The following is a 24363-nucleotide window of genomic DNA, read 5'->3' as shown; positions in this document are numbered from 1 at the left end:
TCATGGCGATGACACCACCATCCGTATCCTGGCGAAGGGCAAGTGCACGACCGGGCGGATCTGGACTTATGTGCGGGATGACCGGCCCTTCGCCGGGCCTGCGCCGCCGGCGGCGGTCTATTACGCCTCGAGCGACCGACGAGGCGAGCATCCCCAGAAGCATCTGGCCGCCTTCGCCGGTATCCTGCAAGCCGATTGCTACAACGGCTTCGAGCCGCTGTTCGACCCGCAGAGGAAGGTGCTGCCAATTACGCCGGCGTTTTGCCTGGCCCATGCGCGGCGGGGCTTCTTCGAGCTGGCTGACATCGAGAAAAATGCTCGGGAAGGTAAGAAGGGCAAACCGGTCTCTCCGATCGCGCTGGAGGCGGTCAGACGCCTCGATGCGTTGTTCGAGATCGAGCGCGCCATCAACGGCCGCGGCGCCGACGAGCGGCGCGCCGTGCGCCAGGAAAAGAGCAAGCCGCTTCTCGAGGACATGCACGTCTGGTTGCTGCGTGAGCGCGAAAACCTCTCGCGCTCTTCCGAGGTCCTGAAACCGATCAACTACATGCTCAGGCGCTGGGACGACTTCGCCCGCTTCCTCGACGATGGCAGGATCTGCTTGACCAACAATTGTGCTGAGCGCGCATTGAGAGGCATCGCCTTGGGAAGGCGCAACTGGACCTTCGCCGGCAGCCAGCGTGGCGCCGACCGTGCCGCCATCATGCTGACGATGATCACGACCTGTCGCCTCAACGACGTCGATCCCAAGGCCTGGCTCGCCGACGTCCTCGCCCGTATCGCCGATCTTCCCGCTTCGCACCTGCACGAACTGCTGCCCTGGGAATGGAAGCTCCTGCGCCAAGCCGACAAGCCCGCCGGTCAGCAGGCCGCCTGACCTTCATACAACGCCATCATAGAGCTCGCCGTGCCCGCGCGCATGCGTCAATCAGGCGGTCTTCGTCGTATGCGTACGGCTCGTCTGCTTCCTCCCTCGACTTAAGCCGCTGTTGGACAGGTCCAACAGCGGCCTTTTTCTTTCGCCAGTGCCGTGGCTTGCGACGAGCGAGCCTTCAGCCGCACGAAAGCCCCTCCTTTTGCGGCGGAGTAAATCGCCGCAACTGTCAGACGCTGATCGAGAGATTCTGCGCGGTGATGGTGAGAAACTGGACAGGAGCGTTGCTCACGTCCACATCAATTAACCCGAGACGGCGAAGCACCGTATCAAGCGAGCGGCGCGCCTGGGTTTCCGGCGCGCCGTCGATACAGATGTCCATCAAACCCGACCGGAGACATTTTTTAGTGCTCTGAGTAAGCGCGTGCCCAATCCAAAAGACCTTGGCAGGATGAGCGTTCAAAGCCGCCGCGATGCCCTCTCTTCCGGCACCCACACTGTACAGTCCGATAACGCGATTGTCGCGCAAGGCTTCCGTCAGCCTCTCTGCTGAAAGCAAATTGTCGTCATGTCCAAAAATGACGAGGTCGAAATTGTGATCGCCATTCGTGTGCTGCGCTAAATAATCCGAGAAGCCGCGTATGCGCTCCCTATGCGCCCGGTAGCCTCCGCTGTGGCACATGGCGAGCAAAGTGCCGCTGCTTCCCCGCAACATGCGCGACATATAGTAGGCGGCAGTCCTGCCAGCCGCGTAGTTGTCGATCCCGATATAGGGCACATCGTCGCCGGCGCTTCCCGTCAGCAATTGCACGACTTCCACGCCCGCCAGGCGGACTTGGCGGATGCTGGCCGTAATTTCAGGATGGTCTGGAGCCAGAACGATGAGGCCGGCTCGGCGAATAGGGGGCTTCGCAATATGTTGGGCGACGGCGGCGATATCGTCCTCGCGAACGAACGTCCGGTGCACCAAAATGGTTGGGTCCAGGGAGGCAGCAATTCTCTGGAACGTAGCGTTGAGGTCGGCATAAAACACTTCGGCCTCCGGCTGAACGAGAAGCACCTCAATCCGAATGATGCCGCTGTGAGGCCTCAATCGCCGGTCGCCGTATTTTAGCTTCTTTGCAACCTTGATGACTCTTTCGGCAAGCTCGGTCCTCACGCCGCCACGGTCGTTAAGAACCCGCTCGACGGTTGCGGTACCGACATTCGCCTCACGCGCAATGTCTCTGATTGTTGGACCACTCAAACGCCTGCCTCCGGCGTGACTTTGATCAACACGGAACGGGATTTGCGGCGTTGCCGCACTTACTCGGTCGACTTGGTCTTGTGGACGTAGGGACCGTTGCCGTCGAAAGTGTAGGCGGTCTTCACCGTTGTATAGAATTCCTGCGCGTAACGGCCCTGCTCGCGTGATCCATAACTGGAGCCTTTGCGGCCGCCGAACGGCACGTGATAGTCCACGCCGGCCGTCGGCAGATTCACCATCACCATGCCGGCCTCTGCATTGCGCTTGAAGTGGGCGGCGTATTTCAGGCTCGTGGTGCAGATCCCCGACGACAGGCCGAATGGCGTGTTGTTGGCGAGTTCAAGCGCCGCGTCATAGTCCTTCGCCCGGATTACGCTGGCCACTGGCCCGAAAATCTCCTCGCGCTCCACGCGCATCTCATTGCTCACCTGCGTGAGCAGAGCGGGCGCGAGATAGAATCCGGGCACGTCGCGTTTCAGCAGCTTTCCCCCGGCGACAAGCTTGGCGCCTTCCACCTGGCCTATGCTGATATATTTCATGTCCTGGTCGAGTTGGCTCTGGTCGACGACCGGGCCGACATGCGTGCCGGCTTTCAACGCATCGTCAATGACAAGCCCCTGCATCCGCTCCTGCATGGCGGTCACGAATCGATCGTGGATGCCATCTGTCACAATTAGCCGCGACGAGGCAGTACAGCGCTGGCCGGTGGAGAAGAAGGCGCTGTTCACCGCGCATTCCACTGCTAGCTCCAGATCGGCATCATCAAGGACCACCATAGGGTTCTTGCCGCCCATCTCGAGTTGAAGCTTCTTCATCGGTTCAGAAGTGATGCACGTCTGGGCGATCTTGCGCCCCGTCGGCACTGAGCCCGTAAAGGAGATGGCTGAAACTTTCGAGCTGTTCAGCATCGCCTCGCCAACCACCGAGCCGCGGCCCATGACGAGGTTGAATACACCTGGCGGCACTCCGGCGCGTACGATGATCTCGGAGAGCGCATGAGCCGAACCCGGCACGAGCTCGGCAGGCTTGAACACAACGGTGTTGCCGTAGGCAAGCGCTGGGGCGATCTTCCAGGCTGGAATCGCGATCGGAAAGTTCCAGGGAGTGATGAGCCCGATGACGCCAACCGGCTCGCGGGTGATCTCCACATCGACGAATGGCCGTACCGATGGCAGCTTCTCGCCCGCCATCCGGAGGCACTCACCGGCAAAAAAATGGAAGATTTGTCCAGCGCGCGCGACCTCGCCGATGCCTTCCGGCAAGGTCTTTCCCTCCTCGCGGGAGAGCAGGCGGCCGAGCTCGTCCTTGCGAGCTTGGATCTCATCGCCAACCGCCTTGAGGATGTCATGCCGGGTCTGAATGGAGGAGCGCGACCAAGCCGGAAAAGCATCAAAAGCGGCGGCGATCGCACGCTCAGTCTCGGTGGCCGAGGCGCGGGCATATTCACCGACAACGTCATTGGTGTTGGACGGGTTGATGTTTGGGGTGACCTCTGCCGCGGGAAGCCACTCGCCAGCAATATAGTTCTTTGTCATCGATAAGCTCTGAGCTCGGGTTGAATTCTTCAGGTAGATACGGCCTCGCACATCGTATCGCCGGAGTGAGTCACTTCAGCAGAACGATTCAGCGCCCCCAGCGGAGGGCCAACGGGTTGACCCCGCGTGCAAGCTCAATCAGCCCGGCCGTCGTTTTGGGATGAATTTGCTCCAGGGGATGCCGCACAGCGTCACATCTGATGACGTTGCCTTCCCTCATCACGCTCTTGGCAGCGCGCAGGCCACATTGACGGTTCTCGTAGTTGATCAACGGCAGCACTGTTGCATAGGCGGCGGCCGCTTCCGTGCTCCGACCCGCCATATAATGATCGAAAACGGCGCGCAACAGATCGGGACACAACGCGCTCGACATCGTCCCGGTCGCGCCAGCTTCGAGATCTGCCATCATAGTAATGGCTTCTTCTCCGTCAAACGGACCCGCTATGGCAGCACCTCCTGCCTCGATCAGATTGCGCAGCTTCGCCGCAGCAAAAGGCACTTCGATCTTGAAATGGTTTGCGAGCGGCACCTGTTGTGCCAGCCGCACGAGAAAAGATACCGAGAGCGTTACGCCGCTGAGCGGCGCATCCTGAATCATAATCGGGATTCTTGCCGCATCGGCCACACGAGCGAAATGCTCGATCATTTGGGCTTCGTCCGCCTTGAGACCCGAGCCGTGATAAGGCGGCATCAGCATGAGAAGGCTTGCGCCTCGTTCGGCCGCGTAACGTGCGCGCTCCACCGCGATACGAGTGCTGAAATGGCTGCATGTCACCATGACCGGCTTGCGGCCAGCCACATGTGATAGGCAGAGGTCAACCAGCAATCTGCGTTCCTCATCAGACAACAGGAACTGTTCAGAATAGTTGGCCAGGATGCAAATTCCGTCGACCTTCTGATCGATCATGCAATCCAGAACGCGCCGTTGCCCCTCAAGGTCGAGATCTCCAGAGTCGGTGAATGGCGTTGGCGCAACGGGAAACAAGCCACTATAGGGCGCACGTTTATGGGTTTGCATGGGTCAGGATCTCTTTTCTAGGGTGCGGAGCATAGGAATGAGCGGCTGTATCGGGTTCATCGATCCGGTATCGCGAATGTTCTATGGCTCGCACAATATGTAAGAACGGGCCTCAGTCGTGGTCACGGAGCACCTGCCAAAAATTACTATCCGGCTGAGATCGGACTATTGCCGGTCAGTTCTCCTACGGTTCGGCCGCGCTTTGAACATTCGGCGCGAACATCGACAGGGAACGCAAAACCACTAACAACTGTCGTTCGACAGACGAGTTCGTTGGCACGTGCATTCCGATCCGCGAGGAGATCAGCCCGTGACAATATGCGGATGCGCTTTCGGTCACTGTCGATCTCTCGCGGGCGCAGTTGATTCTCGAACGATCAACCGCGTCTCGAGATCTACTCTGGAGTGTATATCCAGCGAATTTCGGTCTGCCAGAAAGTAATTAGCTGCCTGTTCGCCCATCAGACGAGCCGGGACGTCAACCGTCGTGAGGCCGGGAGTGAGATATTCGGCGATATCGAGGTTATCGAAACCGATCATCGATATGTCTTGAGGTACACGTAGTCCTGCATCCTGGCAGCCGCGCAAAGCACCGACAGCAAGCACGTCGCTTCCGCAAAATATCGCCGTTACATTTCTATTTTGATTGAGAATGATTTTAGCTGCGGCTCGGCCACGGCTGAATTCGTAAGGGGATTCCACAACGACAATGCTGGAGCGGTCTATTCCACGACGTTCAGCCATAGCCAGAAAGCCCTCAAGGCGACCAGATGCACGATCGTTCTCGCGCGTTACACCAGCAATGACTCCGAGATTCTTGTGACCGAGGTCTGCAAGGTAGCTTGCTGCCAAAGCCCCGCCACTGCGATTGTCAAAACCCATGCTGGGAATCGAGGCATCTTCCGAAAGCGCGTAGGTTACTGCAAATCTTACCTTGTGTTCACGCAGCAGCTTGAGGGTTTCTTTTCGATGGCAGGAGCCCACGAGAACAATGCCGTCCACGCCTTTTTCGATAAGATTACGTACAACGCGGATCTCGCGGTCCAGATCGTAGCCTGTTGCAGAGTAGACCAGAGACGCACCCGCCGGCGCCAGCCGGCTCTCCAGGCCTTCCAGCATTCGAGTGAAGATCGCACTGTCTAAAGTCGGAACTATCAAGCCAATCAGCCGGGAACGCGAGGATCGTAGCGCGCGTGCCGACCCGTTGGGAACGTACCCGAGCTCATCAACGACCCGCAAAATGCGCTCTCTCATATCGATCGCGACGGTTTCCGGTCGATTCAACACACGCGAAACTGTGGCGATAGAACAGCCCGCCCGCTTGGCTACTTCGACGACAGTCGGTGATTGTTTTTGGTCCACACGGGGCATTTTATCCAAAGCCATGAGCCTATTTCTTCCTCGCCGCCAGCTTTGAGAGGCTGCGCGTCAGATCGGTTCTGAAATCGTTACCATATCAGACGGCTCAACGGAACCAAAAAAAAACGCGCTAGAATGCCCTCATATTGGGCTGTAATGATCACTTTTCTCTGTGTCCTATCTTTTTTGTTGCACTCTTGCTGGCTCCGATGTAAACCTTTTCATATCTCGGCGCCCGGTGCACAATGCGCTCGCGTGCGGCAACGGCTTCCGGTGCGAGGCAAGCTGGGCTGGTCAGAAGCAATGAGCCGGCGATTTGGCAGTGGAGAAGGCATGCAAGCGAAGGACAAACGAACGGGTCAGGTGCCAATTATTACGGCTAGGCAAGCCGTATCGCTGATCTCCGATGGTGATTGCGTTTATTTCGGTGGTTCTGCTGGCGTCGCCATCCCGGAGCTGATCATCGACGCGCTCCGCGACGTTCATTCCGAGCAGGCATCTCCTAAGAACTTGATGCTGGTTGGTACGGTGGCAATTGGCGATTGGGCCACGACCGGATTCAACAAATTGGCTGCTCCGGGCCTGGTTCGTCGAGTTGTGGCGAGCGGTTTGAACAATTGTCCTGCGCTTGGACGGCGGGCGTTGGCCAATGAAATTGAAGCGTACACTCTCCCTCAGGGAGTCTTGGCACAGCTCGCCCGTGAAAATGCAGCGGGGCGCTCCGGTGTAATCACGAAGGTCGGGCTGCGGACATTCGCCGATCCCCGCATCGGGGGCTGCAAGCAAAGCGAGTGTAGCAAAGAGGATATGGTTGCGCTTGTCGATATCGAAGGAGAAGAGCACCTGCTCTATAAGACCTTCCCAATCCAGGTCGCGATCCTGAGAGGCAGCATTGCGGACGAGAAGGGAAACATCTCCCTGGAGGACGAGGCATATGTCGGCGAAAGCATGTCGATCGCGGCTGCAGCGCGCCGCTCAGGTGGAATAGTCATTGTCCAGGTCAAGCGGCTAGCCGCATCCGATACGCTAAATCAACGAGAAGTAAGAATACCTGGAGTTCTGGTCGATTACCTCGTCGTCGATCCCAATCAGCGACAGACATATGCGACGGAGTATAGCCCAGCCTATGCGGGCAAAATGCGCGTACCGGATGGCAAATTCGCCTCGCAGCCGTTCGACGTGAGAAAGGTGATCGCGCGTCGCGCGGCGCTTGAGTTGACCCCCGGAGCTACCGTCAACATCGGCTATGGCATCTCGAACGGGATTGCGGTCGTCGCCGCCGAAGAAGGAATATATCGCTCAGTCACACTGACAGCCGAGCAGGGAGTGATTGGCGGCATTCCTGCACCCGGACAGGATGCGGGCGCCGGCACGAACTACGACATGATAGCACCGCAACCGGATCAGTTCGATTTCTACGATGGCGGCGGGCTCGATATCGCATTCCTGTCTTCTGCGGAAGTCGATCGACACGGCAACGTCAACGTCAGCCGCTTCGGCGACAAGATCATAGGACCTGGGGGCTTCATAAACATCAGTCAGGGCGCGCGAAAAGTCGTCTTCTCCGGCACTCTCACGGCGTCCGGCTTGAAGGCGATCCCGGAAGGCGGCTCTCTCGTCATTGCCAATGAGGGGACGGTCAAAAAATGGGTGAAGGACGTCTACCAAATCACCTTCAGTGGCGCTTTCGCAAAAGAGCGCCAGCAAGAGGTCGTATTCATTACCGAGCGTGCCGTGTTCAAGCTTACGCCGAACGGCCTGATGCTGACCGAAGTAGCGCCTGGCGTATCACTCGAAAAGCACGTGCTGCCGAACATTGAATTCGAGATAGCCGTGTCGCCCGACCTGAAGCTGATGGACGCAAGGATTTTCAAGAATGAGCCGATGAATTTGGCGGTGCGGTTCCACGATGGCGCCGGACAGGCGTAGGGGAGGAGCCATCGTGACGTTCGTTACAAGAGATTACGAGGACAAGGTCGAAATCCTGGCGATGAACAGGCCAGAGCGACGTAACGCTCTGGGCCAAGACATGCTCAAAGATCTGCTTGAATCCATGAGCAGAGCGGCCAACGACAAAGACGTCAACGTGATATTGCTCGCTGGAAACGGCCCCGGTTTCTCGGCTGGTGCAGACCTTAAGGACTTTTCGGCCGGCGACATCAACGGCACGTTTGATCTGAACCGCCGACTGGGCGCGTTTGTGCGCTCTCTCGCTCTTGTCAGGAAGCCTGTCATCTGTGCTGTCGATGGGTTTGCTTTGGGTGGCGGCTTCATGCTCGCAGCATCGTGCGACGTTGTCGTAACCGCTCCATTGGCGCGCTGGCATTTGCCAGAAGTGTCTTTAGGCTGGTTGCCGGGCTTTGGACTGGACACTTTAGCTGCACGCGTTGGACCGTTCGCGGCTCGCTCCTTGAGCTGGAGCCCGACACCGATCGATGGCGTGGAGGCTCATCGGTTGGGGCTGGCTGACATTCAGTCGCTCCCAACTGAAACTGCGCGCGAGGCGTCGCTCCGCTACGCCAAAGGCCTAGCGGCAATGCCGCCTCATGCCGTGCTGACCACGAAACAATTCTTCTCCACTTCGGTAACAGCGAGGGCAGAAGTCATGGATCACTTGGCGAACCGCTACTTTGCTCAGGATATCCTTCACGAGACGGCACGAGCGAATATGCAGCGCTTCCTTCCCAAGAAGACGGCCGGCGCCTAGCCTCAGGGTGCATGAACAAAAGGGTCTTGGTCCCGAAGGAATGATATGAATCTCGCCACACAATCACTCATCCTCGTCCAGCGGCCTGAGCCAGCCATACTCCTGCTGGGGCTCAATCGCCCAAGGCAAAGAAACGCATTGAGTGCGGCTCTGTTGGGTCAACTTGCCGATGCGCTTCGTGCAGCTCGTCTCGACGAGGCTGTGCGATGCGTAGTTCTTAGTGGCGATGAAAGTACCTTCTCCGCTGGTGCTGACATCAAGGAAATGCGGCAGGACGGCTTCGAGGCGCTGAGCGATCCCACACGGCAGGATGCATGGGATAGCATCGCTGGCTTCCCTAAGCCGCTCATTGCGGCCGTTCGAGGCGTGTGCCTGGGTGGCGGCCTTGAGCTCGCGATGCTCGCTGACATCCTGCTGGTGTCAGAAGACAGCGTACTCGCGCAACCGGAAATCACGATCGGGATCATGCCTGGCGATGGCGCAACGCAGCGGTTGACGCGGATTGTCGGCAAATCGCTGGCTATGCAGATGATGTTGACGGGTGAACCAATTAGCGCGGAACAAGCAGTGGCTGCTGGACTGGCATCTGAAATGCTGCCGGCGTCAGAGTTGCTCGGACGGGCGCTGGCGATAGCTCGCGTCATCTCGAATCACGCGCCGATCGCTGCTCGCTTGGTCAAGGAATCGATCCAAGCCGCCTATGAAACCCCGCTTTCGGCCGGCTTGGCGATCGAGCGGCGCGCGATCCGGTATGCCTTCACCACCGACGATCAAAAGGAGGGCATGGCTGCCTTCGTCGCAAAACGGCCAGCGGTATTCTGCGGACGTTGACGGAGGGGCACGACTCAGGCCGCCCCATGACTTAGTGGTCGGCCGCATGCGGGAGCATTCAGAGCGGGCTGCTCGCGCCAAAATGTAAACGTTTTCACCATAAAATGAACCGGAGGGAATGAATGACTACTATTATCGAGCCCATCACTCCAGTCACCTCGCAAACCATGGCGTTAGCCACGCCGCATGAAAAGCAGGTTGCCACCAAGAGCATGACCATAGCTTTGGGCGGTGGCGTAGCTTTGGAGTGGTACGACTGGACCGTCTACGGAATGATGGCTTCATTTCTGTCGCCGCTTTTCTTTCCCTCTAGTGATCCGACGACGTCGCTGCTCGCCGCACTTGCCGTGTACGGCGCGGGCTTCTTCGCGCGACCGCTGGGAGCAGCGATACTCGGTCCGATTGCCGATCGCATCAGCCACAAGCGAGTGATGATGATCTCAGTGACCGCAATGGCCTTGTGCTCGCTGCTGATTTCCGTCTTGCCGGGTTACAAGGAGCTTGGCGTCGCGGCGGCCGTGATTCTGCTGCTCGTCCGACTCATCCAGGGTCTCGCCACCGGCGCTGAAGCGGGTGTCGCTAACGCCATCGCGATCGAACTTGCACCGCCGGGCGAGGAGGGGCGATATCTTGGTCTGATCGGTGGCACATTTATCCAGCTCGGTGTCTTCGCATCCAGTTTGGTCGCCTTTTTCGTGAGTGCCTCGGTAGCTCCCGAGACAATGCATGAATGGGCTTGGCGGCTGCCCTTTGCAGTCGGCGGAGTACTCGGCCTGCTGATCATCTATTTGCGTAGCAAACTGCCAGAGACCTTAATCAAGCACGTCATGCATCGCGACGAACTGTCGCGCACTCAGGAGACCACAGGCGACGTGTGGAAGACGCTCTGGAGCGTACGGCTTTCGCTGCTCGCCGTCATCCTGGTTGTCGGAGCGGTGCAGATCGCGAACTACGCGTGGAATGCTGGTTTGCCCAACCTCGCCAACGGCGTGTTCAAGGAGAACAGCACCTGGGTGTACGGGATAACGACTCTCATGGGCCTGATCTGGATCGTCGCAGCGCCCTTCGTGGGCGCCTTCGCAGACAGGGTCCGCCCCTCGCGCGCATTCACGCTGCTCCGGCTACTGCTCGTCGCGTGCTTCTTTCTCACTTTGGTTTACTCCGAGAAGAGCATTTCCACGTTCTTCTTTGTGATGGTGTTCGGAGGCGCGATCGTCGGCTTCAACATGGCTCTCTACAACTTCATCGCAACTACGCTGATGCCACGAGCGGTGCGCACGACGGGCATCGCTGTCGGGTATGCGCTCGGGGTATCACTGTTCGGCGGGACCTCACCCTATTTGCTGGTGTGGTTGCAGCACGCGAATATGGCCTGGATATTTCCCGTCTATGGATCGGTGGTCGCGGTGCTGAGCGTGGTCGTTTATCACGTCGCGAAGAAGCGCGGCCACGTCTACATCGGCGACTAATGACAAAGCCCTTGTAGCTGCAATTCGGCTCAGCCTGGAGCCCAGAATCTTCTTGGGAGAAATTATGTCGACAAGCAATTTCTCATCTGCACGCCAGCGCATGCTGGATCGCATTGCGCAAACGCGGGATGCTGTCACGGTGGGCCTGCCGCATTGGGCCGGTACTGAGGATGGAAAATGGATATCCACACCCGATGGTGATTGGACTGGCGGAGCCTTCGTCGGCGAACTGTGGCTAGCGCATTTGGCGGATCCGCGACGCTTCCCCATTTCTGACGCGCATGCAGCTCTGGCCCGCATGCTGCCTCGTGCCCAGCGCCGGACGGCATTCAAGGGCTTTGGTTTCTACCACGGTGCGGCGCTTGGAAGTATCCTTTTCGGGGATGAAACGGCACGTGATGCCGCGCTCACGGCAGCTAGATCCCTGGAGGAGATGTTCGACCCACAATTGGGCTTGATCCCTCTCGGCCAGGATGCCGAAGAAGCCAGCGCGGTGGGGACAGCCGAAAGCAGCATCGACTCCCTCCAGGCCACCGGCCTGCTTTACTGGGCCGCGGACCAGCTAAGCGACTCGCACATGGAGGAGGTCGCCAACGCCCACATGCGGAGGGTATTGGAAATCCACGTGCGCCCCGACGACTCGGTGATCCAATCATCCACGCTCGACCCGCAAACGGCGAGGGTGCTGAGAACGCATACGCATAAGGGATACAGCGACGTTAGCACCTGGGGACGTGCGCAGGCTTGGGCGATGCTCTATACCGCCCATGCTGCCATGGTTCGTCCAGAGGAGCCTTTGTGGCGCGAATATGCCGTGCGCGTGCTGAACTGGTGGATCGACCACGTTCCCGCGGCCCTCATTGCGTACTGGGACTTTGATGACCCGGCAATTCCGACGAGCAACAGGGATACCGCGGCCACTGCTATCGCTGCGGCAGCATCCCTGCGACTTGCGTCAGCACTCGGCCCCAGTGGTGGCGCCAAGTACCGAGACTTCGCGGAACGTACCGTCACTCAGCTGGTCTCGGGTTATCTGACGCCTGTCGGTCCTGACGACCAGCGTCCGCCTGGAATGCTCACTGGGGGATGCTTCACCCGGAAAGCGGTCGCGCGGGATATCGACACAGCGCATGACGCAGAATTGATATTCGGTAGTTACTACCTGTTTGAATCTCTTGTGATCCTGACCGGCCTCGTGTCTGCGGGGCGGATCTAGTAGGACGGAATAGATAGCTACGTCAAAAGCGAGGGCGATGTTCCGGGTGCGGTTGAGGGCAGGGCCGCCCAACGCGACGAACCTCATTCTTGATCGGTACATGCCTCTTCGTCGGGCTCAATCGCTTTGCGGCCTCGGTTGGCTGGCTGTCGAGACTCGGATCGATGCAATGAAGCGAGACGCCCCTTGGCCGTTTGGCCATTGGAGCCGGCCGGACGCGCGGTCGCTGCAACCCCGGCCATGATCATGTCGGGCTTCACGATCGCGCCGCTCTCCGACGGGGTGCTCGTGCAGGCCATCGGTTATCCCGCGCCGGAGTCGCGGCGATAATTGTCAGCCTGCTCGCGGCGGCGCTCTATGCCGTATCGCACAGAGTCGAGAGTGCCGATCCCAAGCAAAGTAATCGTTCTTTTCTGATTGGGAATGGCCGCGATATTCGCGTAGGTGCTGGCCCCAAGGCTGACCACCATCACTTTTGTATTTTCGTCAATCGAGTATGTGCCGTAATACGCAATGCTTGACGCTACGATGCTTTGCGTCTCTTTCCGCGTCTGAGCAAGACGCGCCGTCACTCACTTACGGCTCCGCTTTGGCCGAATGAATCCGCGTACGATTGCTCAATTTTCGCAACTTCATCTTGAGTGAGCTCGGCAAATTCGTTCTCTCGTGCCCGCTTTGAAAGTCTTCCTTGATTCTGTCGCAGAAAGCCAAACAAGTTGTTGAGCGTTCGCTCGGGCATGTCGATGATGTTTTCGACTCCGGATCGGAACATATCGAAGTTGCGAAGGAAGCTCGTCTCATTCGGAAGGTCCAGCTCAATCGTCTGGCGTACACATTCGTACAGAAATTCCGCATGCGGGGTCGCGTCGAAGAAGCGGTAAAAATCCCCGGTGTCGTTCAAAACCTTCACATTATTCTTTGGGGTCGCTTCCCATTGAACGCACGGAAGTAGCCTGCTGGAATAGCTTTCCAGCACGCCTTTGTACTCGGTGATCCGGTCAAGAATCGCCGACGACACTGGAAAATGGACCCCAGCCGGATTAAACCCGCGCCGCGCGAGGACATGATGCATCAGATATCGATGGATGCGTCCGTTGCCATCCTCGAATGGATGGATATAAACAAAGCCGAAGGCGAGCACCGCCGCCGCGATAATGGGATCGAGCTCGTTCTCGGCGGCGAGATCGAATGCGATCAATCCCGCCATAAGAAAGGCGATGTCTTCATGCCTCGCGCTGATATGGTCCGGGATAGGCCGCTGTGTATCGCGGTCATGCTCTCCGACGAAGCCTCCTTCCTGCCGGAACCCGAGCTTCACGAAACGCTCGTCTCCGATGACGATGCCTTGCAGGCGCAAAAACTCCTGCTCGTCGAGCGGCGCGCGTCCAGCCTCGCCGATGGCGCGTCCCCATCTTTGAATGCGATCCTGAGGCGGCCTTTCTCCTTCGATGATGTAACTGGACTTTGAATCTTTCAGCAGCAGAAAGGCGGCGGTGCGCGCGAGCAAATCCTTCGGGACTTCGCTGACGACAGCGCGCGCGCGCTCCTTCCAGTTCTGCGCGATAAATTGGTTCAGCGCAGGCGTCTTGAAAACGAGCGGACAAAATTCCGGGGTGCCGGGAAGGTTGTTGCGAACGCGATGCCGGGCGGAATTCCTGCCAACCCCTCCAAACTGGAGATCGGTATCGATGGCGTCTACATATGAGACCTTGTCTGTAAGCGACAGATTCAGCTCGCGGCCAAGCAACCACTCGTACAGAAACCAGATGCGGCGCGTGTAAATGCCGGTTGGCTTCTGCCGGACAAGCTCAGCGATATCGCCCTCGTTGACGGCGAGGAAAAGCCGCTTCAGGACGGAAAGATCGACCCCTTCGTTCTTGAGGGCAAAAGTCAGGTGTCCCTCAAGCGAGGCCTGGGGAGCATGGCGAGGCGTGTAGATGCGCCAACCATCCCGTTCAATGATGCGGTGCCTGACTCCGATGGCCGAAAGGGTACAGGGGACCGGCACGGCCAGCTTGTAAGCGTCGATGAGCGCGGCATAACCCGCCGGGACAGCGGGCTCAGGCAATCGCCTATCGTGAAAAACATTCACTGACCCTGAAAATTCTGCGCTCACTTACTTTCCTCTGAAAAACACTTTCTGTCCTCGAATTTTCGTCACTCAGGGCGTCGATTTCCGAAATCACATCATGCCACGTGAAAAACAATCTCTCAATGCCATTCTCGTGAAAATATTTCACTAACGACGGAAAACGCGTCCACCAATAAACAGGCGGACAAGGGTCGGTCCGGGATGGGAACCCGTCATGGCGCCGGTGATCGCCGACGTTCTGCTTTTCGTGTCGCCACCATTTTCATCAAGTTCGGCGTCGTCTCCCCGATGGTCCGACGAAGGCGAATTCTCCTGGCATTCGGACCCGTTGCGATGACCGCCGCGACGACCCCGGTCCAGCCACTCGTACGGGACGACCAGGAGGCGCTGCCGCTCTTAAAGATCGGCGCGGGCGTCCAGAAGACAGAGGCCACATGCTGTCAATCGCGGCTTCGAGCCTGACCGCAAGAGAGATGCCGTTACCGGTGAGACCGGAACGAGCAAGCGTGGCGTCATGCTGGTGGGTCCGCTTAGCTCGGCTAGCCGGCAGGCCTGGTCTTGACGGGACAGCGTTTCGATCTCGGTCGATAGTCCCTCGACAAGTCGTCCAGACGGCACTTCCGCTAGACCCTCGAGGTCATGAACGCGATGCCTGCCTCTGCGGATGCGCCAGAAGGTGCGCAACGTTTCGCAGAGAAACGAAAGCACATTGGAACGGGCGCACATGGCTTTTGGCTCCGGACAGTCGGCAGAGAATGTCAGATGGTCCCAATATCTGCGATCAGCACCGAACCGGTCGATGACTCCGTAACCACCAACATGTCGGCTGCTAAATTCAGTGCGACGTTAGTGCATGTTGGGCCCGCACAAGATTTGATGCGGGCAACGCATTCGCCGTTCGCTTGCATGACAAAGACATGGCCGAGCGAGGCATGGGCCACGAAGAGGTGGTGTCTCTTAGGATCAAACGTCAGTCCGTCAGGACCGCTCGTTCCGAAGAACGAACTGAACCGTCCGACTTTCGCGACTCCGCCGTCCTTCGTCAGTGGAACGCGCCAGATGCTATTGTCGCGGGTCATTGCCACGAAGAGAACCGCTTCTTCGCGATCGAGCACGAGACCATTGGGGCTTGGCCCACTCGCGATCAGGCAATCCAGTCGGCCATCCGGGCGCAGGCAATAGAGGCGGCCTGTGGGATCATGCAGGCCGGTCTGTCCCTGATCGGTGAAGTAGATATCTCCATTCGATGCAATATGGAGATCGTTGCATCCCTTGAACGATTCCGAATTGCGATGCCGCAGCAGCGGCCGGACTGCGCCTGATTGCGGATCGACCTCCATCAAGCCGTTCATGTAATCGGCAACCAGGATGTGGCCGTCACCGGCAATCTTCAGACCGTTCGGCCAGCCGTCATATTCGGCGACGAGGGACCAGGTCCCGTCCGGCGAAATCCGAAAGATGCGTCCAAACGGGATATCGACGATGTAGAGATTGCCGTCGCGATCAAACGCCGGCCCCTCGATGAAGCAGTCGACGGGTGCGCCACCCTTGTTGGCATCCGCCCATGCGGAGCGCACCCCCCGGCGACGGAATTCGTCCGGCATAGCCGAGAACACTCGTGAAGGAACGAGCTTCGGTGGCTGCTCCAAATACATCACGGCGTAACGTCCAGATGGCGGCGCTGCTGGCCCTCATACTTGTAACCGAACAGCTTGGGCATCGGTCCCTTGTTACGGTCCTTGCGTGCGGTCTGCTCCCAGGCATGGGACAGGATACCGACTGCGCGCGATAGGCAGAAAATGCCGCGAGCCAGCGGCGCGGCGAAACCGAGTTCGCCATAGATGACGGCGGTGGCGCCATCGATGTTCATCGGAATGAGCCTGCCCTTGCGCTGCTGCATCAGGCGTTCGATCGCGCGCGCCGCCTTGGCATAGCGGCCGCCGACACTGCAGTCTGCGACCGCTGCGTCCACCAACGCCAGAAGCGGCGCCGCGCGCGGATCGACCGGATGGAAGCGATGGCCGAACCCTGGCAGATACTTGCTTCGTCTCGCGGTGAAGTGGTCGACGGCGGCCGCCGCCGCTGCGTCGATCTCCTGTGCCTCGCTGCGGCGGAGCACATCGTCATAGAGCTCGATCGCCTGCTCGCCGGCGCCCCCATGGACGTTGTCGAGCGTGTTGATCGCTGACGCCATCGCGCCGTTTAGCGGAAGCCCACAGCTCACCGCCATCTGCGCGATCGCGATCGACGGCGCATGCGGCCCGTGGTCGACGGATGCGACGAGTGCGGCCTGCAACAGCTTCTCCTGTTGCGGCGTCGGCAGTTCGCCACGCAGCATCAGCCAGATCATCGCCGGGAACGAGATACCGCCGATCAATTCCTCGATGTCATAGCCGCGATAGGCGATGCGCCCCGGGGAAATGTCGCAGATCGAGGTCCGCCACCATTGCGCGGCAGCCAGTTCCAATGTGGAAGCATCGGTCATCGTTAGGTCCCCATTTTCCGGCTTATCGTCTTAGTCGGCTAGTAGCCACGGCTCATTGAGATTATTCTTCTCAGGCATCGCCATAGTTTAGGCGCTTCGCGTCGAAACGGCCGCCGCGATCGGTGCCACGCCGATGGCTCCGTTCGCGACGAACTGGTCAATCTCCCGTTCCGAATAGCCGAGCTGTGTCATCCAGTGCACAGTATCGGCGCCGAGCGCGGGTGGTGCAGGCGGCGGAGGAAAGTCCTCTTCGAAGCGAAAGCCCGGTCGCGCCACGCGCAAGGCCTTGCCGTCGCTCCGCGTCGCCGGCAGTGTTTCGATGAAATGTCTTCCGACGACCTGCGCCTCGGTCAGAATCTCGGGGACCGTGAGCACGCATCCGGCCGGTACGCCAGCCGCATTGAACTGTGCCTCCCACTCCTCGGCAGGCTTTGCTGCAAGCGCGCGGTTCAGTTCGTCCGTGAGCGCGCCGCGATGGGTCTTGCGGGTCTGACGTTCGGCGAAGCGCGGATCGGATTTGAGGTCCGGCCGACCGATCAGGTCGCAAAGCGTCTGATATTGCTTCTGCTCGTTTGCGGCGATGTTGAGCGGCCCGGTCGCGGTCCTAAAAGTGCCCGATGGCGCGGCGGTGAAGTTCTCGTTCCCCATCGGCTGCGGGGTGACGTCGGCGTTGAGATGGTTCGAAACCACCCATCCCATCGCGGCAATCGTGGATTCCAGCAGCGATACGTCGATGAACCGGCCGCGGCCGGTCTGGCGTTGCTCAATCAACGCCGAGGCAATGGCGAATGCCGCGGTCAGGCCCGCGATGGTATCGGAGATCGGAAAGCCCGTGCGCAGGGGCGCCGAGCGGGTGTCGCCGGTCACGCTCATCGCGCCGGACAGGCCCTGCACGATCTGATCGTAAGCTGGGCGTCCAGCCCAGGGGCCGGTCTGCCCGAAGCCGGAAATCGCACAATAGACCAGACGCGGATTGTGCTTCGCTAGCGTCGCAAAGCTGAGTCCAAGCCGCTCCATAACTTTGGGCCGGAAGTTCTCCAGCAAGACATCCGCAGTGGCGACGAGGCGCAGGAAAATCTGCTTGCCGTCCTTCGACTTTAGGTCGATCGCAATCGATTGCTTACCGGCGTTGACGGCGACAAAGGACAGTCCCTGCAGCCGGTCGGACATTTTCGGGTCGGCCCCGAGCCGGCGTGCAAGATCGCCGCCTTTGGGATTCTCGATCTTAATCACCTCGGCGCCGAGGCGGGCGAGGTGATAGCCGCAGAACGGACCGGCGAGCACGTTCGACAGATCGAGGACACGAAGGCCCGATAGCGGCAGGGACATCTGATCAACTCCGAAAGGTCAGGCGAACGCAGCGCGTAGTCACTTCAATTGCTGTGCCGCCTGCTCAACGAACTTGTTGGTAAAGGTCTTGGAGAGATCGATCTTCGCTGCGGCGGTCTTGGGATCGTAATCGCTCAGCACGGCGAGCGGCACCTTGGCCGATTCCGGGTCCATCAATCCGGTCTGCGAGAACAGATGCTTCGATGCCTTGAGGATCTCGATGTTGACCTCGGTGTTCTCGGTCTTGTAGCCGGCGGGGATCGACTCGACCAATTGTTCGAGCGGCACTGAATTGATCCATCGATGAGTTTTCAGCAACGCGTTAACGAGCCGTTGCACAGTCTCCGGATTCTTGTCGATGAAGGATTGCTGCAAATAGAGGCAGGCGGTCGGGTAGACGCCGCCGAACGCCTGCTTCGAGCCTTCGTGGGTGCGTGCGTCGAACAGCGGTACGGCCGCCTTCTTGCGCGCGAGCATCGTGGCGATCGGGTCGAAGTAGACCAGCGCGTCGATGTTCTTGGCCTCCAACGCGACCATTCCCGGTGCCCCGCTGCCGACTGCAATGATGTTGACGTCGCGCGGGCCGAGACCGGCTTTCTTCATGTAGTAACGCGCCATGGTGTCCGTCGACGAACCCGGCGCGGTGATGCCGAGCTTCAACCCCTTCAGGTCGGCGCCGGTCTTGACCTTGTCGGCGAGGTCGCTGCGCACCCCCATGAGCACGCCCGGAATGTCGTTGAGCAAGAAGACGCAGGAAATTATCTTGCCTTGAGCCTGCATCTGGATGGTGTGGTCGTAGAAGCCGACAGTGCCGTCGACCGAGCCGCCGATCAGCGCCTGCAGTGCTTTCGAGCCGCCGGCTTGGAAATTCTCGACCGTGACGTCGAGACCTTCCTGCTTGAAGTTTCCGAGCGTCACACCGAGCTCAAGCGACATGTAGTTGAGGATCTGGGAGCCGACGGCGATTTTCAGCTTCGTCTTCTCAGGCTCCACCGCATGAGCGGATGCCACCGAGAGGCCGGCGACGGTCATACCAAGCATCAGCCGAGTCAAGGAACGCATAGTAGTTTCTCCCGTGAAGCTGTCGTGCAAATCAGGTTTCGTGGTCGGGAGCGGGGCGCCAGACCAGCAGGTGGCGTTCGACGCGGTCGACCAAGGCGTCGAGTGCCACGACGAAGACAGAGAGCACGACGATGCCCGCGAACACACCGGTGGCGTCGAGCACGCCTTCGGCCTGTGCAATCAGGTGCCCGAGGCCGGCGGACGAGCCAAGATATTCGGCGACCACCGCGCCCATTACGGCCATGCCGACTGAGACGCGGAGGCTCGACAGGATCCAGGTCGTGGCCGAGGGCAGATAGACGTGGCGCAGCAGCGAGGATTTCGACGCGCGCAACAGCCGCGCGTTAGCCAGCACCACCGGGTTGACCTCGCGCACGCCCTGGAAAGTATTGAAAAAAGCGACGAACAGGACGAGCGTGACGCCGAGCGCGACCTTCGAGGTCAGGCCGAGGCCGAACCAGATCACGAAGATGGGCCCGAGCAGGATGCGCGGGATCGCATTGAACATCTTGATGAACGGCTGCACCACCTCCGCGGCGAATGGGCTGAGGCCAAGCCAGATGCCGAACGCGGTGCCGATCGCGATACCGACCGCGAAGGACAGCACGGTCTCGAGCAGCGTGATGCCGACGTCAGTCCAGAAGTCGGAGGTCGACATCCACTCCCTCATCCGTGCGATCAGGGCCGACGGCGCCGGGAAGAAGAAGGGATCGACCAGGCCGGCGCGCATGCCGAGCTCCCACGTCAGCAGCAGCGCGAGCACGATCGCGGCCTGAGTGAGGACGACCTTACTTCTGCGTTGCATAGCTCTTCTCCACTTCGGCGCCGAGCAGCGACCAGATCTCGCGGTAAAGGGCGACGAATTCGTCGGTGGTCTGTAGGACCGAGACGTCGCGCGGCCGGGCGAGGGGGATCCTGACGTTGCCAACCATATGGCTCGCGGGCCCCGCGGACATCACGACGACGCGGTCTGCGAGCGTGATCGCCTCGTCGAGATCGTGAGTGATGAAGATCAGCGAGCGGCGGTCGGCCTGCCAGAGATCGAGCAGGATGCGGTGCATCAGGCGGCGGGTGTGGACGTCGAGCGCCGAGAACGGCTCGTCCATCAGCACGATGCGGGGCTCCATGATCAGCGTCTGGGCCATCGCCACCCGCTTGCGCTGGCCACCGGAGAGCTGATGCGGGTAGCGTTCCTCGAATCCCTTCAGCCCGACCTTGGCGAGCCACGGCCGCGCGCACTCGCGCGCTTTCTCAACCGACTTCCCCTGAAAAACGAGGCCCAGGCCAACGTTGTCCTGCGCGGTCTTCCAGGGCAGCAGTCCCTCCTGCTGCAGCATGTAGCCGGATTGATCGTTCAGCCCGGCGAGCGGCTTGCCGAAAATGCGCACGTCGCCGGCGGCGGGCTTCAGCAGCCCGGTGACAGTGTTGAGGATGGTGGACTTGCCGCAGCCGGTCGGGCCGACCACCGCGACGAACTCGGTCTCGCCGACCGTCAGGTTCATGCTCTTGACCGCAGTGAAATCGCCGAAGCGGATCATCACGTCGCGCAAATCAACGGCAGCCGCGCGCCCTTCCATTGTTTCGCTCCATAGAACTTATTCTGTTGTGCGCAACCCTCAAACCATCAGCGTGCCCCCGAGTCAAGTCTGTTCTGTTACAAAGAACGGCTTGACAGCTTGATCAGTTGCCTTTCTCGATACCAGCAGACAGTAGTTCTGTAGGACAGAACAGGATACGAATGGCCAGAATCGGTGTGGATGCGGTGGCGCGCGCGCTCGCCATTCTCAAGGCATTCGGGCCTGAGCGCCGCGAAATGACCCTGACCGAGCTCGCGACGGCGACCGATCTCTACAAGAGCACCGTGCTGCGGCTCACGGCGACGCTGGAAGAGGGCGGTTTCGTGACACGCGGCGATGACCGGCTGTACCGTCCCGGTCCAGAGCTATGGAGGCTCGGGACGCTGTATCGCCAGAGCCTGGATCTCGGCGATCTCGTTCGGCCAACGTTGCACCGGCTGGTCGATGCCACCGGTGAAACCGCGTCGTTCTATATCCGCGACGGCAACCAGCGCATCTGCCTTTACCGCGTGAACTCGCCGCGCGCCGTGAGGCATCATCTCGACGAGGGGCAACGACTGCCACTCAATCGCGGCGCGGCGGGGCATGTGCTCGCCGCCTATGGAGAAGGCATCGGCGCGAGCCGGAAGAAAGTGCTGGCCCAGGGTTATTACGTCTCGCTCGGCGAGCGCGATCCGGAGGTTGCTGCTGCTGCGGTTCCTGTACTCGATGGCCAGGGCAAGTTACGCGGCGCATTATCGGTATCAGCCATCCGAAGCCGTTTCGACGCACGGGCGCAAAAGCTCGCGCTGACATCGCTCAAGTTGGAAGCGCAGGCGCTTGTTGGCTTGCTACCCGCAAGCGAGGCGTGACCGCGCGTTGCGCTCCCAGTCCCCCGCTCCATGGCTTGGCAAAAACGATTTTTGGACCATTTCGCACTATTGGCGGTAATCTGGTTCAATCCACTCGCGGATGATCGCGAGTGGTGCGCGGATTGCGGTCGGAAGCTGGAGCTTGAGCGCCTCGAGCACACCCGGACGTGTGAGCCGATGGGAGGTCTTTAGAAAGGATCATCGCGCCGAGACGGGCCTGACCGGCCACGACCAGCACGGTGTAATCGAGTGACGTGAAAGCGGGACGAAAGTCCGGGATCCTGGCCGCGAGCTCTGGATTCGGGCTCGCCATCTCGTGCTGGCCTGCCTACGCGACCCAGTCGACGTCCCGGAAATCGTATGTTGCCTGTGGTCGCCGCACGTAACCGCTGCTCGCATAGGCGCCGATCGGAACCAGAACTTCGTCCACCGCGATCAGATCATTTCATCGGACGGTTGCATCCTGAGCGCGATGTCCGCCTCGCCAAGCGAAGGATTGAGGCGCTCCGCGCTGACTAGACCTGAGGAGTGAGATGTGGTTCTTCCTTTTGAGCGTTTCCGCGAACGGCGCCAGGCAACGGAAGGCGAACGCTGGCGAGCTGCCGTGAAGCGCGCGCGGCCGCTCACAGGTGAGTTCTTCGCGTCGAGTGAGCGATTGGCTTCCGTTGCCCATTGAGCGATGGCTCGCACTGCGGGAAGCCATCCGTGAGCACCATGCTCTCACGGATGCATCAAGGCGCGCCAGATCGGCCTTGAACGACCAACAAGGTGCTCGCTGAGACGTAGCTGGAGAAAGTGAGTTATCTCGGCGGTATCGTGTTCACGCCGAACGCCTTCGCGGTCGCAGCGATCGTCGAGAGGGCGAAGGAAATTTCCGCATCGGAGCGCTTCACCCTCTCTCTTTTCCACGATTTCCTGCGCCGGCCTACGATTCTCTGCGATCGCGTTCGCTCGGTGGTGCCGCCTCTTCTTCGCCGAGTTGCGCCATGAGCCAATCTGCAAAGGCTCGTACCGCCGATCTTTGTCGGCTGGCGCGCGGGTAGATAAGGCGGTGACCGACGTAGCGGACATCGTTTGCGCGTCCTGCCAGCGGAGCGACCAATCGTCCGCTCGCCAGTTCGCGCTCGGCCAGGAGGGTTGATTCCAGCGCCACGCCCAATCCCTCCGCAGCGGTCGCAATCGCAAGAAAGCTCCGGTCGAATCTCATGCCGTGAAGCGCAGGCGCTTCCAATCCATTCCCGGTGAACCATTGGTGCCACTGCACCCGCTTCACGTCGGAACGGATAAGCGTCTGATCGAGGAGATCGGCAGCCTTTCGTATCGATTTTGCGAGCGAGGGAGAGCAGAGCGGCGTTACCGTCTCCTCCGGCAGAGGAATAATTTCGACACCTTCCGCGCGCGGCGGACCGTAGACGATGTCGATATCGAAATCATCGTTGCTGAAGCGTGCGTAGTCGGTGTTTGCAGCCAGTCGAACTTCCAGCTTCGGGTAAGCGGCGAGAAACTGTGCAAGCCGTGGCGCCAGCCATTGCGCGGCAAAGCTGGGCGCGGAATGGACGCGCACCAATTGTGGCCCGCGCGCAGCGACTTCCTCCAGGCCACGGCGGAGCTGATCGAATGCCGCTCCCGTGTGACGCATCAGGTTCTCGCCGGCCGGCGTGAGCCGCACAGACCGCGAACTGCGCTCGAACAGAACTGTGCGAAGCGTGCCCTCCAGCTTGCGGATCGCGTGACTGACGGCGCTTGGCGTCAGGTGAAGCTCATTCGCCGCATCGCGAAACGATCCGGTGCGGGCAGCAGCTTCGAAGGCGCGAATTGCCGATATAGGGATATTCGACAGCATCTCATAAGTGAACCAGATTCATCGATCCGTGACAACTGTGCGCTTGTCCGTTCGCCCTCCGCGGGTCATTCCTAGCCTTGCCAAGGAAGAATAAATTCGTGGGAGGAACTGATGCTGCTCAGCGGTAAGACGGCAATCATTTCGGGCGCGGCCTCGCCGCGCGGGATCGGGGTTGCCACCGCCCGGCGGTTCGCGGCGGAGGGCGCTCGGGTCGCTATTCTCGATATCGACGCAAGCGCTGCGGCGGATGCTGCGGCATCGCTTGGAAACTCCCACATCGGACTAGGGTGCGACGTCGCCGACAAATCGTCCTGCGAGCAGGCGGTCGACCGCGTGATCGAATCCTTTGGCGGCATTGATGTTTTGATCAACAATGCCGGCATCACCCAGCCGGTGAAGTTCCTGGAGATTTCGGCGGCCGATTGGGATCGCATTCAGGACGTTAATCTGAAGGGTGTTCTGTTCCTCTCCCAAGCCGTGATCCCGCATATGCGCGCACGGAAATCCGGATCGATTGCATGCATGTCGTCGGTCTCGGCTCAGCGCGGCGGTGGAATTTTTGGCGGCCCGCACTACTCCGCGGCGAAAGCCGGCGTGCTTGGTCTCGCCAAGGCGATGGCCCGTGAGTTCGGTCCGGACGGCATTCGCGTCAACTGCGTCACGCCCGGCCTGATCGGCACTGACATCACGGCAGGGAAGCTGACCGATGAGATGAGAGCGAAGATCCTGGAAGGCATTCCGCTCAATCGCCTCGGCACGGCGGAAGACGTCGCCGGCATCTACACGTTCCTGGCCTCGGATCTGTCCGCCTACGTGACCGGCGCCGTGATTGACGTCAATGGCGGCATGCTCATCCACTGAGCCAGCGA

General features: G+C 59.9%; 21 protein-coding genes. 8 read left to right on the top strand and 13 right to left on the bottom strand.

Going from position 1 to position 24363, the window contains the following annotated elements; translation table 11 throughout:
* Nucleotides 1-877 (top strand): IS66 family transposase (locus IVA82_RS15305; protein WP_247493405.1); only part of this gene is annotated, 877 nt, incomplete at its 5' end.
* Nucleotides 878-1103: 226 nt separating this feature from the next.
* On the opposite strand, the gene IVA82_RS15300 is transcribed toward IVA82_RS15305, so the two are convergent.
* The 4 genes from IVA82_RS15300 to IVA82_RS15285 all read right to left on the bottom strand — a co-directional run bounded on the left by IVA82_RS15300 (nt 1104) and on the right by IVA82_RS15285 (nt 6059).
* Nucleotides 1104-2120, bottom strand: coding sequence for a LacI family DNA-binding transcriptional regulator (locus tag IVA82_RS15300; RefSeq protein WP_247493404.1), 1017 nt, complete (start codon nt 2118-2120; stop codon nt 1104-1106).
* A 59-nt stretch (nt 2121-2179) separates the two neighbouring features.
* On the bottom strand, nt 2180-3655 hold the full coding sequence (locus IVA82_RS15295; RefSeq protein ID WP_247493403.1) for an aldehyde dehydrogenase family protein: 1476 nt from the start codon (nt 3653-3655) through the stop codon (nt 2180-2182).
* An 88-nt stretch (nt 3656-3743) separates the two neighbouring features.
* Complete coding sequence (locus IVA82_RS15290) at nt 3744-4673, bottom strand: dihydrodipicolinate synthase family protein (RefSeq protein ID WP_247493402.1); 930 nt, start codon at nt 4671-4673, stop codon at nt 3744-3746.
* A gap of 336 nt (nt 4674-5009) precedes the next feature.
* Nucleotides 5010-6059 carry a LacI family DNA-binding transcriptional regulator gene (locus IVA82_RS15285; protein ID WP_247493401.1) on the bottom strand — a complete coding sequence of 350 codons (1050 nt, stop codon included), beginning with the start codon at nt 6057-6059 and terminating at the stop codon, nt 5010-5012.
* 306 nt (nt 6060-6365) lie between these two features.
* Between IVA82_RS15285 and IVA82_RS15280 the strand changes: the two genes are divergently transcribed.
* The 5 genes from IVA82_RS15280 (at nt 6366) to IVA82_RS15260 (ending at nt 12255) form a co-directional block, all read left to right on the top strand.
* Nucleotides 6366-7961 carry a CoA-transferase gene (locus IVA82_RS15280; protein WP_247493400.1) on the top strand — a complete coding sequence of 532 codons (1596 nt, stop codon included), beginning with the start codon at nt 6366-6368 and terminating at the stop codon, nt 7959-7961.
* Nucleotides 7962-7974: 13 nt separating this feature from the next.
* Complete coding sequence (locus tag IVA82_RS15275; RefSeq protein ID WP_247493399.1) at nt 7975-8739, top strand: enoyl-CoA hydratase/isomerase family protein; 765 nt, start codon at nt 7975-7977, stop codon at nt 8737-8739.
* 45 nt (nt 8740-8784) lie between these two features.
* Nucleotides 8785-9570, top strand: a complete 786-nt coding sequence (locus IVA82_RS15270) for an enoyl-CoA hydratase-related protein (RefSeq protein WP_247493398.1) — start codon at nt 8785-8787, stop codon at nt 9568-9570.
* Nucleotides 9571-9692: 122 nt separating this feature from the next.
* On the top strand, nt 9693-11039 hold the full coding sequence (locus IVA82_RS15265; RefSeq protein ID WP_247384469.1) for an MFS transporter: 1347 nt from the start codon (nt 9693-9695) through the stop codon (nt 11037-11039).
* A gap of 64 nt (nt 11040-11103) precedes the next feature.
* The gene (locus IVA82_RS15260; RefSeq protein WP_247493397.1) at nt 11104-12255 is read left to right on the top strand and encodes a hypothetical protein; all 1152 of its coding nucleotides are present in this window, start codon (nt 11104-11106) and stop codon (nt 12253-12255) included.
* Between the two features lie 302 nt (nt 12256-12557).
* On the opposite strand, the gene IVA82_RS15255 is transcribed toward IVA82_RS15260, so the two are convergent.
* The 8 genes from IVA82_RS15255 to IVA82_RS15220 all read right to left on the bottom strand — a co-directional run bounded on the left by IVA82_RS15255 (nt 12558) and on the right by IVA82_RS15220 (nt 20800).
* Nucleotides 12558-12827 (bottom strand): hypothetical protein, encoded by a 270-nt coding sequence (locus IVA82_RS15255; protein ID WP_247384473.1) that lies wholly within the window; start codon nt 12825-12827, stop codon nt 12558-12560.
* Entirely contained in the window at nt 12824-14371 is a 1548-nt protein-coding gene (locus tag IVA82_RS15250; protein WP_247493396.1) for a Fic family protein, read from the bottom strand. The genes IVA82_RS15255 and IVA82_RS15250 overlap by 4 nt, the downstream gene beginning before the upstream one ends.
* A 734-nt stretch (nt 14372-15105) precedes the next feature.
* Nucleotides 15106-16002, bottom strand: a complete 897-nt coding sequence (locus tag IVA82_RS15245) for an SMP-30/gluconolactonase/LRE family protein (RefSeq protein WP_247493408.1) — start codon at nt 16000-16002, stop codon at nt 15106-15108.
* Complete coding sequence (locus IVA82_RS15240) at nt 16002-16832, bottom strand: citryl-CoA lyase (protein ID WP_247493395.1); 831 nt, start codon at nt 16830-16832, stop codon at nt 16002-16004. Before IVA82_RS15240 ends, IVA82_RS15245 begins: the two co-directional genes overlap by 1 nt.
* 87 nt (nt 16833-16919) lie before the next feature.
* Nucleotides 16920-18161 carry a CoA transferase gene (locus IVA82_RS15235; protein WP_247493394.1) on the bottom strand — a complete coding sequence of 414 codons (1242 nt, stop codon included), beginning with the start codon at nt 18159-18161 and terminating at the stop codon, nt 16920-16922.
* Nucleotides 18162-18200: 39 nt separating this feature from the next.
* A complete protein-coding gene (locus IVA82_RS15230; RefSeq protein ID WP_247493393.1) occupies nt 18201-19223 on the bottom strand; it encodes an ABC transporter substrate-binding protein in 1023 nt (340 codons plus the stop codon).
* Between the two features lie 31 nt (nt 19224-19254).
* On the bottom strand, nt 19255-20028 hold the full coding sequence (locus IVA82_RS15225; RefSeq protein ID WP_247493392.1) for an ABC transporter permease: 774 nt from the start codon (nt 20026-20028) through the stop codon (nt 19255-19257).
* Nucleotides 20012-20800: an ABC transporter ATP-binding protein gene (locus IVA82_RS15220; RefSeq protein WP_247384483.1), complete on the bottom strand. Its 789-nt coding sequence runs from the start codon at nt 20798-20800 to the stop codon at nt 20012-20014. Before IVA82_RS15220 ends, IVA82_RS15225 begins: the two co-directional genes overlap by 17 nt.
* A 185-nt stretch (nt 20801-20985) precedes the next feature.
* On the opposite strand from IVA82_RS15220, the gene IVA82_RS15215 reads away from it, so the two are divergent.
* Nucleotides 20986-21651 (top strand): IclR family transcriptional regulator, encoded by a 666-nt coding sequence (locus IVA82_RS15215; RefSeq protein ID WP_247493391.1) that lies wholly within the window; start codon nt 20986-20988, stop codon nt 21649-21651.
* A gap of 925 nt (nt 21652-22576) precedes the next feature.
* On the opposite strand, the gene IVA82_RS15210 is transcribed toward IVA82_RS15215, so the two are convergent.
* Complete coding sequence (locus tag IVA82_RS15210; protein ID WP_247493390.1) at nt 22577-23494, bottom strand: LysR substrate-binding domain-containing protein; 918 nt, start codon at nt 23492-23494, stop codon at nt 22577-22579.
* Between the two features lie 111 nt (nt 23495-23605).
* Between IVA82_RS15210 and IVA82_RS15205 the strand changes: the two genes are divergently transcribed.
* Nucleotides 23606-24355, top strand: coding sequence for a glucose 1-dehydrogenase (locus IVA82_RS15205; protein WP_247493389.1), 750 nt, complete (start codon nt 23606-23608; stop codon nt 24353-24355).
* Nucleotides 24356-24363 lie beyond the last annotated feature (8 nt).

Source organism: Bradyrhizobium sp. 142, assembly GCF_023074015.1.
GTDB lineage: Bacteria > Pseudomonadota > Alphaproteobacteria > Rhizobiales > Xanthobacteraceae > Bradyrhizobium.
This window is presented reverse-complemented; position numbering and strand designations above follow the sequence as displayed.